Consider the following 14,692-nt stretch of genomic DNA (forward strand, 5'->3'; position numbering starts at 1 on the left):
ATGCTACACTCCCCGCTCGGTTTCCCTTACGGATAAGTTGGCTGATGATAGGGTAAAGATTGTGATATCTCCCTACTGCTTTGCTAAAGCAGATTTCCTAAATGCCCTTATGGGCGCACAACTTCGCGAGGACTAACGATGCTAGCATTTAAACTACCAATATGGCAGACATTTATGGATACAGGTTGGTTCTTGGTGTCTAAGGTTACAACTATGAAGTGCTCACGGTCTTTATCTTCTAAAAATTCCTTTAGTAATTCATACGCATCCTGTGGAGACCGAATAGTTCTTTTCTTGTAAAGTACGCTAGTTTCTTTAACTAATTTAACTGATACAATATTGACCCTTTTGGCTGATTTATTCATTTTTCAAACTCCCTCTATTAGTATATTAAACATCGCAATTCATCTTAATAATATATATTTATATTTTCCTTAAAAACAGAATAATTAGAATCCTTTATTCTCTAGGTGGATATTTTATCCTACTAAATTACAAATAATTACTGTATAATCGTTAGGAGATAAATGTAAATAGGGGGTAAGGAACTATGACTATTCGATTATGTGGAAGTGATGGTTGTCGACTTGAATACGGACATCCTGGTAAGCATAATAAATTTCCTGAAAAGGTATGGACAGATTTATTTAGAAGCAAAGATACTGATAAAGTAAATAAGGCAGGATACGCAACCCCTAGAGGTGGAGATAAGGGTGCATACCAAAATCATGTTTACAGGAATAATAAGGTGATTATACCCTTCGAGAGATTGGGAAATGTTGATTTAAATAATTATAAAGATGGATATGTAATTAGATTATTTCCCAACCAGTACTTTGAAAGTTCGGGTGTAGTAAAGCCAGAGTTTTTACATCCTGATGCATTTGTTAAAGTTGGAGTAAATGCATTTTTGCTATATCGAACTCATGCTTCTTTCAGAGAATTACCTCCATTAAGGAACTGGGAAGTAAGGCACTTAGAAAAAAATGGACAAACGGTAACACGAAGAGGAAAAGATGTTAACGATGTGGGGCATTATGTCTTACGACTATCTTCAATTAGCACTGATAGAGAAAGAAAAGAAGGACCACCACAAGGAATTTTTGCTCCAGAATATGCTGATGCTGAAACTAACTATCTTTCTAGAGCTTTCTTAGCCTGGTTAATAATAAAAACACATAACAGTCCATATGATGGAAGTGACTTTGAACATCTAGAAACAATACTAAATAACCATAACTTAATTAATATTTCGCACTTGGAAGGTAAGTCAATATTAAATAATTCTATTACTAGCTGTCCTTTATGCGAAAAAACAATAATGTATGAACAGTTACATGAGATGGTCTCTTTTGATGGAGCTTCAGGACTAGCTAATTCACAACAACAGGTTGCAGGTGCAACTAGGTCAACTTCAGTAAACTTGTTTCATATGGTTCCATTAGTATATGAAACACTTGAACATAAACCAGAGCAAGTAGCTTGGGGTCATGCTATATGTAATACTAGATTAGGACAAAGAGAATGCCTCCCTCTTAGTGAATTAAAAGAAGAAGGTACACCAGTTGGATATATCCATGAAGACTCTGGTGCAGAAGGATTTGGTTGGATTAGTAACGATGAGCAATTTATTCGTACAGAGAATGGTGATGTATGGATAAAAATTACTGATGCTGAATTTGATTTAGACTCTGAAGATTAAAGTAAAAAGCGGACTAATTGCTAGTCCGCTTTTTACTTTATAATTAAACAATGAGCCTTGGAGTTAACTTATCTCGCGTCAACTTCAGTATTCTAATCTCTTTAGTAAGCTCTTCTATCTGCTTAAAGTAATCATGCATAATACTGTTGAAGCTTGTTGTATCTTTTATTATAGGAATTTCTATCGTTTTAAAGTCTTTCTTACTAATTTCTTTAAATGTACTTCCATTAGCCATTGAAATTATTTTATTTTTATTGAGTTTTGCCCAAAAATACAATTGATATATAGAAATCTTCTCATTTGGTATAATCACAATAAAACCTTGATTTGTTGTAGTTGACTTTTGATTAATGGCCAATTCACCAATTGTTGCTCTACTTGATAATAGTAAAGAATACGGAGGAATTAATTTTGCAGAACTATTTTCCAAGCCTTCCCTAGTTATTTTTCTTTGGGAATCTAAGACAAAAATCTCTTTGCTACTAGTTAAATCTGAGGGAGTAAACCAATTAATATCTCCATTTTCCCAATAACTTTCATTGGAAGTCTTAGGTGTCCCTCCACCCATGATTTTCACAACTTCCCCAATCTTTACATTTTCACGAACAATCATATTCTTTCTATCGTCGGGGATTGTTTCATCTAAAAACCAGTACTTATATGTTCTTTCTGCTAACTTTTCTAAGTTATCTATTATGCTATAATTTAATTCAATTTTTCTATCTAAGTCTCCTAGTGTTTCCGCAACTTTTTTTTGAGCTTGCAAGTTAGGCAACTTAATTGGAATATTCTTTGTAGATGTAAGAGATAGTTCTTTAAAAGTGCTCCCATTAGCCAAACTTTCTATATATTCTTTTTTAGCAATAAGAAAGTAATAAAGATATTCAGTTAAAATAATTTCCTCATTGCAAATAAAACTTTTAAATCCTTGATTTGTAGTTACCTCGTTAGCAGCAATAGCAACGTATCCTATTGGAGCTCTTGAAGAAAACAATACTGTACCTCTAGGCAACAACTTAGTAGAACTATTCTGCAATCCTAACTGAGTAATATTACGCTCTCCTCGAGATATATTTCTAAAAGGATGACCTGATAAGTCTTTAGGAGTTATCCAAGGAATCGTTCCATTTTCGTAGTACTCTATTTTTTTTGTTGACGGCGTTGAACCATTTAATATCTTAGTGATTTCACCTAATGTATAATTCTTAAACTCACTTATCATAACAAATCCTCTAGATTCTTCAATATTTTCATTTGAAGTTTATGCGATTGTTTAAATTGCTCTTCTAATAGCAGTTTATATTCTTCAACTACCTGGTTGAACCCTATTTCATTTTCGGACTCTTCTTTAATTCCGGTATATAAACTTGGAGTTATCTTGTATTCTTTCTCTATAATTTCATCAATATGAACCTTACTATAAAAACCACTTTCAGAATAAGCCTCATTATTATAGAATTTAAAGGAATGATAAATATCCGCGATTGTTTTTACTTCATCTTCTGAAAATATCCTACTTTTTTTATTAACTAACGTCCCTAAACTACTTGCATTAATAAATAATATCTCTTTTTCTCTTCTAGCATGATTATTACTACCATCTCTATTTTTACTTAGAAAAATTAAAGCACTCGGTATTCCTGTTCCAAAGAACATTTTTTCTGGAAGTTGCACAACACAGTCCACATAGTCATTATTAACTAAGTATTTCCTTACACTTTTTTCTGCAGCTTGATTACTTGTTAAGGCCCCATTTGCAATAACAAAACCCGCTAAACCACCATCCTTTAGATGATGTAGAAAGTGTTGAATCCACATATAATTTGCATTACTATTTGTCACAGGTCCAATCAAACGTCTATCATCAAGGGATAAGCGTTCCGCTCCCCAATCTTTCATATTAAAGGGTGGATTAGATATCACAGTTTCAGCTTTTAAATCCGGAAATTGGTCATTAAGTAAAGTATCACCTTGTTTAATCTTTGGGAAAATCCCATGAAGAATACCATTCATTTTTGCTAATTTTATTGTAAGTTCATTCTGTTCCTGTCCAATAAAAGTCAGGTTTTCGCTGTTTTCACTATACTTATTAGATTGAATGAACATGCCTCCCGTACCACAAGCGGGGTCGTACACAGTACCTTTTATAGGCTCTAGCATTGCAACCAATAGTTTTACTATTGAAGAAGGTGTGAAAAATTCTCCGCCTCGATTACCTTCTGTAGATGCAAAATTACTTATAAAGTATTCATATACTCTTCCAAGCAAATCAACATTTCTGCCATTATGTGTAGAAAAGATTTCTTGTGAAAAAAGTTTTATTATATCACTAACTACTTCATTAGGAATATTAGAGTTTTTATATATCTTAGGGAGCGCGTCTTTTAATTCGTCATATTCAGATTCTAAGATTGTCATAGCATTATCAATTAACTCTTTAATACTTTCACTATCTGCATTTTCTAAAAGGTATTCCCAGCTTGCCTCTTGAGGAATATAAAACACATTTACTTTGGTATACTCAGCCTTGTTTTCTAAGACTTTCTGAATCTCTTTCTTATCCTTCTTATCTTCACTTTTATCTTCTATTTTTTCCAAAATCTCCATTTTTCGGTGTTCATGCTTCAAAGATAAAAATTTTAAGAATAATAAAGGTAAGACATAGTTTTTGTACTCACTAGGAGCTATTCTCCCTCTTAACTTATTTGCAGCTGAAAATAGTTCTTTATCAAATTCAATATCAGCGAATAACATTATACTCCTCCTTCATATGCCCTTCGGTAAACACAAACATATGTTCTCATACCGAACATAATTAGTCAATAAAAATCCTGTATGCTGGTAGAATTTTATTATATCTTATATTGTCGAATTTTGCTTATTAATTTTAATGAATATAAAACTAACTGAACAAACATAAAAAAAGTGACTAAATAAGGAAAACACAGCTCATTTAGTCACTAAAATTCATTAAAACCTCATTTACTTATGGTACGGTTCTCCCCTATTAATCCGGTAAGCTCTATACACCTGCTCTACCAAAATCAGCCTCATCAACTGATGGGGAAATGTCATTTTTGAAAATGACAGTTTTTCATCGGAACGGTTTAACACTTGCTGACTTAATCCCAACGAACCACCAATGACAAAAGCAATTTTACTTTTTCCATACGTAGCTAGTTTATCAAGCGTATCTGCAAGTTCCTCTGAAGATTTCAGTTTCCCTTCGATTGCTAATGCAATCACATATGTATCGGGATGAATTTTTGCTAAAATTCGTTCCCCTTCCTTGTCTTTCACCTGCACCATTTCAGTTTCACTTAATTCTTCGGGTGCTTTTTCATCTGGTACCTCTATTACTTCCACCTTCGCATAGCTCGACAATCTCTTTAAATATTCGTCGATTCCTTGCTTTAAATATTTCTCTTTCAGTTTTCCAACGGTAATGATCGAGATATTCACATTTAATCCTCACTTTATGAACAAGATATCCACAAAACTTATCCACATATCCACATTTTCTATCCACATCTTGTATGAGATCATTCGTTCGCCACAACATATACAGCTGTATTTTGACAATATTCACAGGTTGTTGATAACTCTTCTCCCTCCACTTTAGAGAGCATCGGAAACGTCTCAAACTCGTCTACAATCGTATCTATAGCAAGATCTACATGTTCTTCGCAAGCATATATCATAACAATTCTACATCCTTTTTTATCAGAATTTTTTCACTTTGTGGATAACTACTTTATTAATCCACAACACATTCTAACATTTTCTCAAACCTTAAACCAATCCACAACAAAAAAAACAGGAAAGGTATTCCCTTCCTGCTTTATTTTGTCCGTGATTTAAAACTATAATGTGTTTCCAGCTAGCTTCATCGTTGTTTCTTGAAGCTTTCCTTCACGATAAAATTTCACTTGTAGCGATTCGCCAACGTTTTTCTTCGTATATAAATGCTTTCTTAACTCAATCGTATCATTAATCTTTTCTCCATCTAATTCCACTATAACATCAAGTTCCTTCAGACCAGCCTGTGATGCAGGAGAATTCGGCTCAACACGCATAACCGCAACCCCATTCGTAACGTCTTCTGGAAGCTTTAATGCTTCTTTTTGATAATAGGATGGAATTTCGTTCACCGATTGTAGTTCAATGCCCATATACGGGCGATTTACTTTGCCTAGCTTCTCTAAATCCTCAATAATTGGGATGGCAGAATTAATTGGAATCGCCAAGCCAATCCCTTCTACAGCACTTTCAGCAATTTTCATGGAATTAATCCCGATGACTTGCCCCGCAATATTGATGAGGGCTCCCCCACTATTTCCTGGATTAATGGCAGCATCTGTTTGTAAAACCTCTGCCTGCCAATCGACAACACCATTTTGGTCGATATCTACTGGAATTGCCCGCTCCAGGCCAGAAATAATTCCTTGCGTCACGGAGCCGGAGAAAATAGCGCCTAACGGATTCCCAATCGCAATCACAGGTTCTCCTGTTCTTAATGCATCAGAATCGCCAAATTCAGCGATCGTTTTGATTTTACTTCCATCAACCTCAAGGACGGCTAGATCAGTCCATACATCGCTTCCACGCAATGTAGCAGGAATTTTCGTACCATCTGTCATAGAAATCTCTAATGAACTTGCTCCTTCGACCACATGGTGATTTGTCACCACATAGGCCTTGCCACCTTCTTTTTTATAGATAACGCCGGAGCCCGTACCTGCTTCTTGGCCATTGCTTCCTTCCCAAAAACCAGTTCCTTGTATATTAGAAATTCCCACTACTGCATCAGCGGCTTTATCGACTGCTTTTGTAATATCAGTCTCCACATTAACTGCCACATTCCTTGTTTCAACTGCATTCTGATTTTCCTTTGCTTCCTCTGCTGGGGACGTACCTGGAAGAAGATTGTTATCCATAAGTCTTGGGAACGCCACAGCCACGAGCAAGGCTCCTAAAATTACTCCCACAAGACTAGCTAATACATAACCACCCTTATTCCCTTTTGGTTTTTTATAACGGTTTTCATAGTCTTGGTCGTAATAACCCATATTCTTACCATTCCTTTCACTAGAACGATTGCTAGAAGTTATTCTTCCTTTATATACCTAATTATAATCGCCAACCATGAAAAATCTAACAAAAAGCAGTGACTTTCTGTAATCTTACGACTTTGTTCATATTTTCTTCCCATTTTTTTACGATTTAGGTTCGTCACTTACAAAAAAAGAGTGTGGAATAGCTCCACACTCGCGTTAGACAGCAGTTAATGCCGTCGGGATTTTCGGGTCTGTGTCGTAGAGCTCAACCTGCTCCCCTACAATTATTCCTTGTTCCTGTAGGGTTTGCGTTACCGACATCGTCGCTAAATCCTTCATATTATTATCCAAGCTTAGATGAGCCAAATAGATTCGCTTTGTTTGATCGCCAATGACCTCACTCATCGCAATCGCCGCATCTTCATTGGAAACGTGGCCGACATCACTCAAAATTCTTCGCTTAATACTCCATGGGTAATGGCCCATGCGTAGCATTTGTACATCATGATTGCTTTCAAATACATACATGTCAGCATTTGAAATAATGCCCTTCATGCGGTCGCTCACATACCCTGTATCGGTAACAAGGACGAGCTTTTTCCCCTCATGATGGAAGGTGTAAAACATGGGCTCGGCCGCATCATGAGATACACCAAATGATTCAATATCTAAGGACCCAAAGCTCTTCACGGTTTCCATATCAAAGGTGAATTTTTGTTCTGTTGGAATCTCCCCAATTAACCCACTCATCGCATCCCATGTCTTTTGGTTCGCATAAATCGGAAGCTTATACTTCCGAGCCACAACTCCGACGCCTTTAATATGGTCGCTATGCTCATGAGTCACGAGTAATCCTGAAAGCTTGCTCATATCCCGATCAATTTTCGCAAATAAAGCTTCCATTTGCTTACCACTTAATCCTGCATCCACTAAAAAGGAATGCTCTTCCGTCTCGACAAATATAGCATTTCCTGTACTCCCGCTTGCGAGCACACTAAAGCGCATCCCCATCTTGCTTCACTCCACTATCTTTTTCTCTTCATTGTTTAATTGGATTATTTGACCTTCAACCGCGTTCACGAACAAATCCTCTTCTCCATTAACCACAACTCGCCAAACTGGCGTCAAAACCTGTGAAGAGGTTAAGTGTACCAAGGTATAATAGCCAAGCTCCACCTTCGTAATCTTACTTCCGAATGGCAATTCACCATTTTCGTATAAGGTTTCTATCGCATCAATAGGTTGATAGACGTTTACATCCTCTGAAAACTCCTCAAAGTTCTCAAGAAGTGTCTGCTTATAGCCGATGATTTCCTGTTCTTCATTCACATAAAAGGTCAATTCACCATTTAGGTTTTTATAGAGCTGCTTGCCTTCTATCTGTTGATAATAGGTAATTGTTTGTTCTGTCTCATTTACTTTCCAGAACTTGTACTGGTCACCCTTATAAATATTATTTTGTAAAAAAGGGCCCAGTTGCTCAGCGACATTCTCCTGGTTAATTGGATATGGCTCGTCCAGGATTGCTTCAATCATTGTCTCATTCTTAATTGTAATCGACTGTCCTGTCAAAGTTGTATCTGCAATTTTTCCCAATTCATCCTTTGCGAATTTCTTAGGAGTCGCACTTACATACTTGTCCCTCTTAATATTCTTTGGGAGTTCCTTATACTCAATTTCTTCCGTCTTTAGCTTATTTTCGAAAGAAGTTTCAGACATGAAATCTAGCTTATCGTACGTCTTATAAAACTCATTAAGCAAATAAATATTGAGAATGAGGAAGGTTACAATAAAGATTGTTTTAATTCTACTCCAATCCAAATTCCAACCCCTCCTCTCCCGAATTCATATTCCACCATTGATCCTTATATTTATAGTACCAAGAAGGTTCTAAGTGAATGAGGGGATCGCCGTTCGTTCTTTTCATTTCATAGCCAAGAACCAATTCTTGAATAAATTCCGGCTCAATATTTTCTCGTTCTTTTAGCCTTTTAAGTGTATCCACACCTGACATCAGTTCAACTGCTGATGATTCAACTGGTTGGTTATCTAGTATAAAATTATTTCGCAAGTATTGATAGATACTCGTTTTACCCCATATTTGCAAAATTTCAGACATCCCATTATCACTAAAAATAGGGTGTCCTGCAGAATCATAGATTCGGAATGATACCGTTTGTTCTAGCTCGTCAATCCCAACAAAATAATAGTTATCCGTCCAGCCCTTATGACCATTGACGAAATCAATACTTTGTTGGAGAAGATGACTCGAATCAATGGTAACATCCTTTTCTTGCGTTGTATCAACATATAATAAGGTATTCGTCTTCATATTTACACTCAGCAATGTAGATGAATCCTTATATTCTTCTCCAGCATCTGTCGAATTTCTTCTGACCGGATCTGGATTTCTAAATAATGCATCACGGAATTTAGTCGTTTCAATTACATCTAACAAATAATTGTATGCATTGATCGTCACCGGCTCGGAAAGAACCAAAAGCTTATGATTCTCTGACACAGTTTCTAGTGCATACGGAGCGAAGTACTTATTGGCTGAACCCTTTTCAAAATAATCTTCTTTAAAATTTGTGATGAATGATGCTGTTACACTCGTTCGAAATACTCGGTGGTCAGTTGTTGAAACAAAGTAGACATTTCCATTTTGCTTATTGATATTATTTAGATCAATAATGATTTGATCAAATGTTACACTCGCTGTATTTTCATCTTTAATTCCCAGTACATTCTTGTATACCTCCATCGGTACGAGGTCTGGAAACACGATTTGGGCATGTCCCTTTTCATAAATAAACTCAGATAGGTTGCCCGTTTGATTTGTCACATCTTCTAATTCCGCAAAGCTCCATGTACTAATCTCTTTAATAATCCGATCGATTTCACTAATTTGGGTCGTACCATAGTGCTCATTATCATGGTGATAATAAATTTGAACTGGTTTTATAACTTGATTAATCTCTCTACTTTCACTAATCTCCACACTTGGTACAAAAGAAGGATCGTCCATCAATTCATTCTTTGGTTGATAAGTCCAAATGCTCCATGTTAAATAAATACTCATCACAATTAGGATGGTTAAGATGATTGATTTTATATTTTCATATGTCATGACCAATCATCCTCTTCCGTTTGTAAATAAGGCAAGCTAAACGAAACAGTAGTTCCCTTTCCTTCTACACTTCTAGCCCAAATCTTACCGCCGTGAGCCTCTACCATTTCTTTAGCAATCGCTAAACCAAGACCTGTACCACCAAGCTTTCTTGTTCTAGCTTTATCCACTCGATAAAAACGTTCAAAGATTTTTTCGAGATTATCTTTCGGGATCCCGACTCCTTCGTCAGAAACACTAATAACGATCATTTCTTCTTCTTCCACCATTTTAAAGGTAATCTTTCCACCCTCTGGGGAGTATTTCAACGCATTAGAAATAATATTGTCTAATACTTGGGTCAATTTATCTGGATCGATCTCCACAAAGGTTGCTTGATCAAGCAGTTTTCGCTCAAATCGAACATTTTGCTCCTTCGCTAATTCAAAACGATCGATGATACGATTATAAAATTGAACAAAATCGACCCACTCAGTTGTTAGCTGATAATCCTTACTATCTAATTTTGAAAGCTGCAATAGGGCGTTTACAAGGCGTATCATTCGCTCTGTTTCATTTTGCGTTACTTCTAAAAAGTTAGGGGCAATTTCTTCGTCCTTCCAAGCTCCTTCGGCAAGTGCTTCGACATAGCTTCTCATCGTCGTCAATGGTGTTCGAAGCTCATGAGAAACGTTCGCTACAAACTCGCGTCTCTCCATATCAATTTTTTCTTGTTCAGTTATATCATGAAGGACCGCTATTAAACCATTTACAAAACCAGTTTCTTTTTGAATTACACTTATATTCGCCCGTAGTACATACGGTTTTGTCGCAGTACTATAATTTAAAATAATGGATTCCTTGGTTTCGATTAATTCTTCAAGCGTATACTCTTCCTCTATGCCTAAAAGAGAAATGATCGACGTTGATAAAATTGTTTCACGTGAAACATCCAACATTTTCGCAGCAGGCTCATTAATCAGAATAACTCTCCCTTTGCGATCGGTGGCAATTACCCCATCCGTCATATAGGAAAGTACGGAGGAAAGTTTCCTTTTCTCTCCCTCAGTTGTGGCCTGCGCCTCTTGGAGCTTTTTCGTCAAACTGTTAAAGGTCATCGCTAATTCGCCGATTTCGTCATAGCCATACACTTTAACTTTTCTCGAAAAATTCCCTTTCGACATAGCAATCGCTTGTTTTCTCATATCAGTGATTGGTCTTGTAATCGTTCGCGCAAGAAAGACTACCAAAAGTGCACTAATTCCTAGCGAAATCGCTGTACCCGTGGCAAAAATTTGATTAATCGTCTTCATTTGAGAATAGACATTTTCAACATCGGCGATTAATAATATTCCTCCGATCACATCATCATCCACTTTAATCGGTTCTGCTAGTTTCCAAATTCGATTACCGGATGGACGATGAATAAGCGTTTGATCATCCCCGTCTTCGTCAGACGTGGCAATCACCTTCCAAATTAGTCCATCTGTCGTTCTTTGGCCAACAATCCCTTGATTATTTGGATCTGACGTCCCTATAATTCTTAAAGAGGTCCCTTCAATTACCTGAACCTCCGAAATATCTGAAGTATTATTGAAATCCTTTAAAATATTGTAGACATCTTCTTGTAACGTCGGTCCATCTTCTTCTGGATTTCTTTCCTTCGCCATTTCTTCGCCCACATAATAAGACAATAAATCGACCCGCTCTTGAATAGACGTTTCAAAGTTTCTTAATAGTGTAGACTCTAGCTGGCGAACAAAATACGCACCGATAATTTGCATCGCAACCAGTAAGAGCAACACGTAAATGAGTACAAGCTTCAAATGAATGGAACGAAAAAAACCTACTTTTTTCATGGAAATGAATTACTCCTGTTCAGGATTTCTTAAGTAGTACCCTACCCCTCTTCTTGTTACGATCCATGTAGGATGACTCGGATTATCCTCGATTTTTTCACGGAGGCGTCGAATCGTCACATCGACTGTTCTCACATCACCGTAATAATCATAGCCCCACACTGTTTGAAGAAGATGTTCCCTTGTCATGACTTGTCCAATATGCTTTGCTAAGTAATGAAGCAATTCAAATTCTCGGTGTGTCAATTCAATCTTCTCTCCGCGTTTTGAGACAATATATGCATCAGGATGAATGATCAATTGTCCCACTGCGATTTCATTTGTTTCATCTTCTTCAGCTTGTGAAGACACATGCTGATGTCTTCTTAAATTTGCTTTCACACGAGCAATTAGCTCTCTTGAACTAAAAGGCTTGGTTACATAATCATCGGCCCCTAGCTCTAGGCCTAAAACTTTATCTATTTCTGAATCTTTTGCTGTTAACATAATAATCGGCATCTCATATTTCTTTCGGACTTCTCGACAAACCTCCATGCCGTCTCTTTGAGGCAGCATAATGTCCAATAAAATTAGATCCGGCTTGATTTCCTCCACCATTTCAAGGGCTTTATTGCCATCGTAGGCGCAATAAACATCATATCCCTCTTTTTTTAAATTGAACTGGAGAATATCCGCAATTGGTTTTTCATCATCAACAACCAGAATTTTTTTATCCATACCTTTTCTCCTTTAAGATAAGATTGAATACCCCTTTAAAAACATTCTTTCATTTACTTTACCATTTTATCAAAGGGAATTCATCTATTACTAATGCTACAACAACAAAGAGCCTCTAGCATTTCTAGAGACTCTTTCTAAAGATAAGTAAAGCTCAAGTCTAAACGCCGATAGGCATACCTTTTTGCTTAGCTTATCACAAGTAATCTAATGGGTTTTCCAGATTGCCATTTTTATAGATTTCAAAATGCAAATGAATCCCTGTTGAATTTCCGGTAGAACCCATCACTCCGATTTTTGAACCTTTGCTCACGGTTTCCCCTACACTCACATTAATAGAGGATAGATGAGCATATACGGTCTCATAACCGTTTTGATGGTCAATTACGACTTTATTTCCATAGCCGCTAGAATTACCAGCAAATTTCACGATTCCGTTATCTGCTGCCTTGATGGTTCGATCACTTGGGCGTGCAATATCAATCCCTTTATGAAACTTGCCCCATCTACTGCCTTGTTTACTGGAAATATAACCTCCAACTGCTGGCCATGCAAATGTTCCATCACCTCGAGATGGAATGACCTTTGTCCCTTTAACCACAATATAGGCAGTTGGCTTTTCAAGAATGTTTTCGTTAAGCATTTCTTTATTTAAAAGAACACCATTATGTTCTGAAATTTTATATGTTACCTCTCTAGAACCGTCTTTCCCCTCTTGCTTCACTTCAGTATCGCCTTTATACATCGATTCATCTTCCTCGACGATTTTGTCATAAGGAATGGCTTCCTTTAAAAAGACTTCCTTCTCGACCATCACTTCAACTAACGGTTTTAATGATGTCACATTTAGCTCCTGGTCTACTTTGATAAAATCATCTTCCTGTAATTCAGGATTCAGTGTAAGCAATTGCTCTAGACTCATATCATGGTTACTAGCAATTTGACTAAGAGCATCCCCAACTTGGACCTTATACTTCTTTTCTTCTAAAGTCCCTTTCAAAATATAATCAACAGCTTCATCAGCCGTTAATATTCTCGAAGGAGCGACCTTTTTATTCGCATAAGTAACCTCTTTTGAGAGCTTGATATCTAATATACGAGTTTCGTTTTCCTTTAAAGGTGGCAAAGCTTCAGTCGTAGTGGTTTTTTGCTGTTCAAGTTGTTCTAGCTGCTCTTTTGTTACATATTTAAGCTTCAATGCTTCAATCACTTGTTTCGCTACTTCCGAGTCCTTCACATACACTTGTGCACCTTCGCCAAACGAAATCTCAGTGGCAACTGCTTTGATCGATAGAAGTTCATCTAGTTTTTGAATTACTTCTTGATCATCCGTATCGGAAGCGTTTTGGAACACATGTTCAGGAACATATGTAAGCTCTGGCCCAACAGTAAGGTTTAATTTTGTATCAAGAACCTCCTGCTTATCCTCAACTTTGTTATCCACGATATTTTCAACAATCTTCTTGTCTGACACAGTACCGACGTAATCATCATCGACATAAACATAATAAACGGTATTAAAGGCTAAATCGGCAAATACATGCGCACCAACTCCTAGTGTTAGGGTTGTTAAAGCGATTACAGAAAAAGTAATCTTCTTAAAGCCTTTGCTTCCATTGCCCGTTAGTTTGGACAGACTCTTAAATCTTGTATTCATTTAAATCCTCCCTAGACTACCGACAACTTTTCACCTTTTATACTGTACCATAGTTTGATTTTTAAAGATTGATAGACTCCATAATGTAACATAAATGTATAATAGCTGACGAATTCTTACAAAGCTTGTACAATTCGTGCGCTCAATATAGGCGTAGTTGTAGGGAAGTAAGGGATATTGTCCGAGGAAAAGCAACCTGAGATAAATTGGATCAATTCTAGAAAATTTTCTAATAATTTTACATGCATATTGCATTTATGTAACAAAAAGGCTCTTTTCTCAAACATTGTTGGTATTGGGACTAAAACATATCGAATAAATCAATTTTTTTAAATAGCTTAGAATTAGTGAGAAAAGAGCTACAAACAGTATGATAAGCACAAAATATCTATTTCTACGTTAAAATCGGCTTTAAGATTTTAACAACAGGTTTTTTTCGATAGAAAATAAACAAGCTTAAGATAACAGCAAATCGAGTAGGAGGGGGTGACTAACCCCCGACCTCTCACACCACCGTACGTACCGTTCGGTATACGGCGGTTCGAAAGTTTATGAAATCACATTTGTTAAGAATTTCAAACCTTGCTCTTG

12 protein-coding genes and 1 pseudogene are annotated in these 14,692 nt (G+C 36.6%); 1 reads left to right on the forward strand and 12 read right to left on the reverse strand.

Translation table 11 applies throughout. The features are described from left to right. Nucleotides 1–113 precede the first annotated feature (113 nt). Nucleotides 114–365, reverse strand: a pseudogene (locus FAR12_RS22780) (JAB domain-containing protein); the annotation flags it as partial. 185 nt (nt 366–550) lie between these two features. Here FAR12_RS22780 and FAR12_RS22785 point away from each other — a divergent pair. After that, nucleotides 551–1,702: a BstXI family restriction endonuclease gene (locus FAR12_RS22785; protein WP_126411049.1), complete on the forward strand. Its 1,152-nt coding sequence runs from the start codon at nt 551–553 to the stop codon at nt 1,700–1,702. 43 nt (nt 1,703–1,745) lie between these two features. On the opposite strand, the gene FAR12_RS22790 is transcribed toward FAR12_RS22785, so the two are convergent. The 11 genes from FAR12_RS22790 to FAR12_RS22840 all read right to left on the reverse strand — a co-directional run bounded on the left by FAR12_RS22790 (nt 1,746) and on the right by FAR12_RS22840 (nt 14,101). Next, nucleotides 1,746–2,924, reverse strand: coding sequence for a restriction endonuclease subunit S (locus FAR12_RS22790; RefSeq protein ID WP_126411050.1), 1,179 nt, complete (start codon nt 2,922–2,924; stop codon nt 1,746–1,748). Further along, nucleotides 2,921–4,456, reverse strand: a complete 1,536-nt coding sequence (locus tag FAR12_RS22795; protein WP_246010484.1) for a type I restriction-modification system subunit M — start codon at nt 4,454–4,456, stop codon at nt 2,921–2,923. Before FAR12_RS22795 ends, FAR12_RS22790 begins: the two co-directional genes overlap by 4 nt. A 228-nt stretch (nt 4,457–4,684) precedes the next feature. Further along, nucleotides 4,685–5,164 carry a 23S rRNA (pseudouridine(1915)-N(3))-methyltransferase RlmH gene (gene rlmH, locus FAR12_RS22800; RefSeq protein WP_126411052.1) on the reverse strand — a complete coding sequence of 160 codons (480 nt, stop codon included), beginning with the start codon at nt 5,162–5,164 and terminating at the stop codon, nt 4,685–4,687. Between the two features lie 80 nt (nt 5,165–5,244). Further along, nucleotides 5,245–5,403 carry a CxxH/CxxC protein gene (locus FAR12_RS22805; RefSeq protein WP_126411053.1) on the reverse strand — a complete coding sequence of 53 codons (159 nt, stop codon included), beginning with the start codon at nt 5,401–5,403 and terminating at the stop codon, nt 5,245–5,247. A gap of 162 nt (nt 5,404–5,565) precedes the next feature. Then, the gene (locus FAR12_RS22810; RefSeq protein ID WP_126411054.1) at nt 5,566–6,771 is read right to left on the reverse strand and encodes a S1C family serine protease; all 1,206 of its coding nucleotides are present in this window, start codon (nt 6,769–6,771) and stop codon (nt 5,566–5,568) included. A 204-nt stretch (nt 6,772–6,975) separates the two neighbouring features. After that, nucleotides 6,976–7,770, reverse strand: coding sequence for an MBL fold metallo-hydrolase (locus FAR12_RS22815; RefSeq protein ID WP_126411055.1), 795 nt, complete (start codon nt 7,768–7,770; stop codon nt 6,976–6,978). Between the two features lie 6 nt (nt 7,771–7,776). Then, entirely contained in the window at nt 7,777–8,580 is an 804-nt protein-coding gene (locus tag FAR12_RS22820) for a two-component system regulatory protein YycI (protein WP_126411056.1), read from the reverse strand. Beyond that, the gene (locus tag FAR12_RS22825; protein ID WP_126411057.1) at nt 8,567–9,889 is read right to left on the reverse strand and encodes a YycH family regulatory protein; all 1,323 of its coding nucleotides are present in this window, start codon (nt 9,887–9,889) and stop codon (nt 8,567–8,569) included. Before FAR12_RS22825 ends, FAR12_RS22820 begins: the two co-directional genes overlap by 14 nt. Continuing rightward, nucleotides 9,886–11,727, reverse strand: coding sequence for a cell wall metabolism sensor histidine kinase WalK (gene walK, locus FAR12_RS22830; protein ID WP_126411058.1), 1,842 nt, complete (start codon nt 11,725–11,727; stop codon nt 9,886–9,888). Before walK ends, FAR12_RS22825 begins: the two co-directional genes overlap by 4 nt. 9 nt (nt 11,728–11,736) lie before the next feature. Beyond that, nucleotides 11,737–12,444 (reverse strand): response regulator YycF, encoded by a 708-nt coding sequence (yycF, locus tag FAR12_RS22835; protein WP_126411059.1) that lies wholly within the window; start codon nt 12,442–12,444, stop codon nt 11,737–11,739. Nucleotides 12,445–12,640: 196 nt separating this feature from the next. Beyond that, complete coding sequence (locus tag FAR12_RS22840) at nt 12,641–14,101, reverse strand: M23 family metallopeptidase (RefSeq protein WP_126411060.1); 1,461 nt, start codon at nt 14,099–14,101, stop codon at nt 12,641–12,643. Nucleotides 14,102–14,692: the final 591 nt, after the last annotated feature.

It is taken from the genome of Bacillus yapensis, from assembly GCF_005280205.1.
GTDB classification, from domain to species: Bacteria; Bacillota; Bacilli; order Bacillales; family Cytobacillaceae; genus Robertmurraya; species Robertmurraya yapensis.

What these genes read in the sequence shown, in the direction of transcription:
- walK (WP_126411058.1), bottom strand. Translation starts at nt 11,727, where the DNA reads ATGAAAAAAGTAGGTTTTTTTCGTTCCATTCATTTGAAGCTTGTACTC.
- FAR12_RS22790 (WP_126411050.1), bottom strand. Translation starts at nt 2,924, where the DNA reads ATGATAAGTGAGTTTAAGAATTATACATTAGGTGAAATCACTAAGATA.
- FAR12_RS22815 (WP_126411055.1), bottom strand. Translation starts at nt 7,770, where the DNA reads ATGGGGATGCGCTTTAGTGTGCTCGCAAGCGGGAGTACAGGAAATGCT.
- FAR12_RS22840 (WP_126411060.1), bottom strand. Translation starts at nt 14,101, where the DNA reads ATGAATACAAGATTTAAGAGTCTGTCCAAACTAACGGGCAATGGAAGC.
- FAR12_RS22785 (WP_126411049.1), top strand. Translation starts at nt 551, where the DNA reads ATGACTATTCGATTATGTGGAAGTGATGGTTGTCGACTTGAATACGGA.
- FAR12_RS22810 (WP_126411054.1), bottom strand. Translation starts at nt 6,771, where the DNA reads ATGGGTTATTACGACCAAGACTATGAAAACCGTTATAAAAAACCAAAA.
- FAR12_RS22805 (WP_126411053.1), bottom strand. Translation starts at nt 5,403, where the DNA reads ATGATATATGCTTGCGAAGAACATGTAGATCTTGCTATAGATACGATT.
- FAR12_RS22795 (WP_246010484.1), bottom strand. Translation starts at nt 4,456, where the DNA reads ATGTTATTCGCTGATATTGAATTTGATAAAGAACTATTTTCAGCTGCA.
- yycF (WP_126411059.1), bottom strand. Translation starts at nt 12,444, where the DNA reads ATGGATAAAAAAATTCTGGTTGTTGATGATGAAAAACCAATTGCGGAT.
- FAR12_RS22825 (WP_126411057.1), bottom strand. Translation starts at nt 9,889, where the DNA reads ATGACATATGAAAATATAAAATCAATCATCTTAACCATCCTAATTGTG.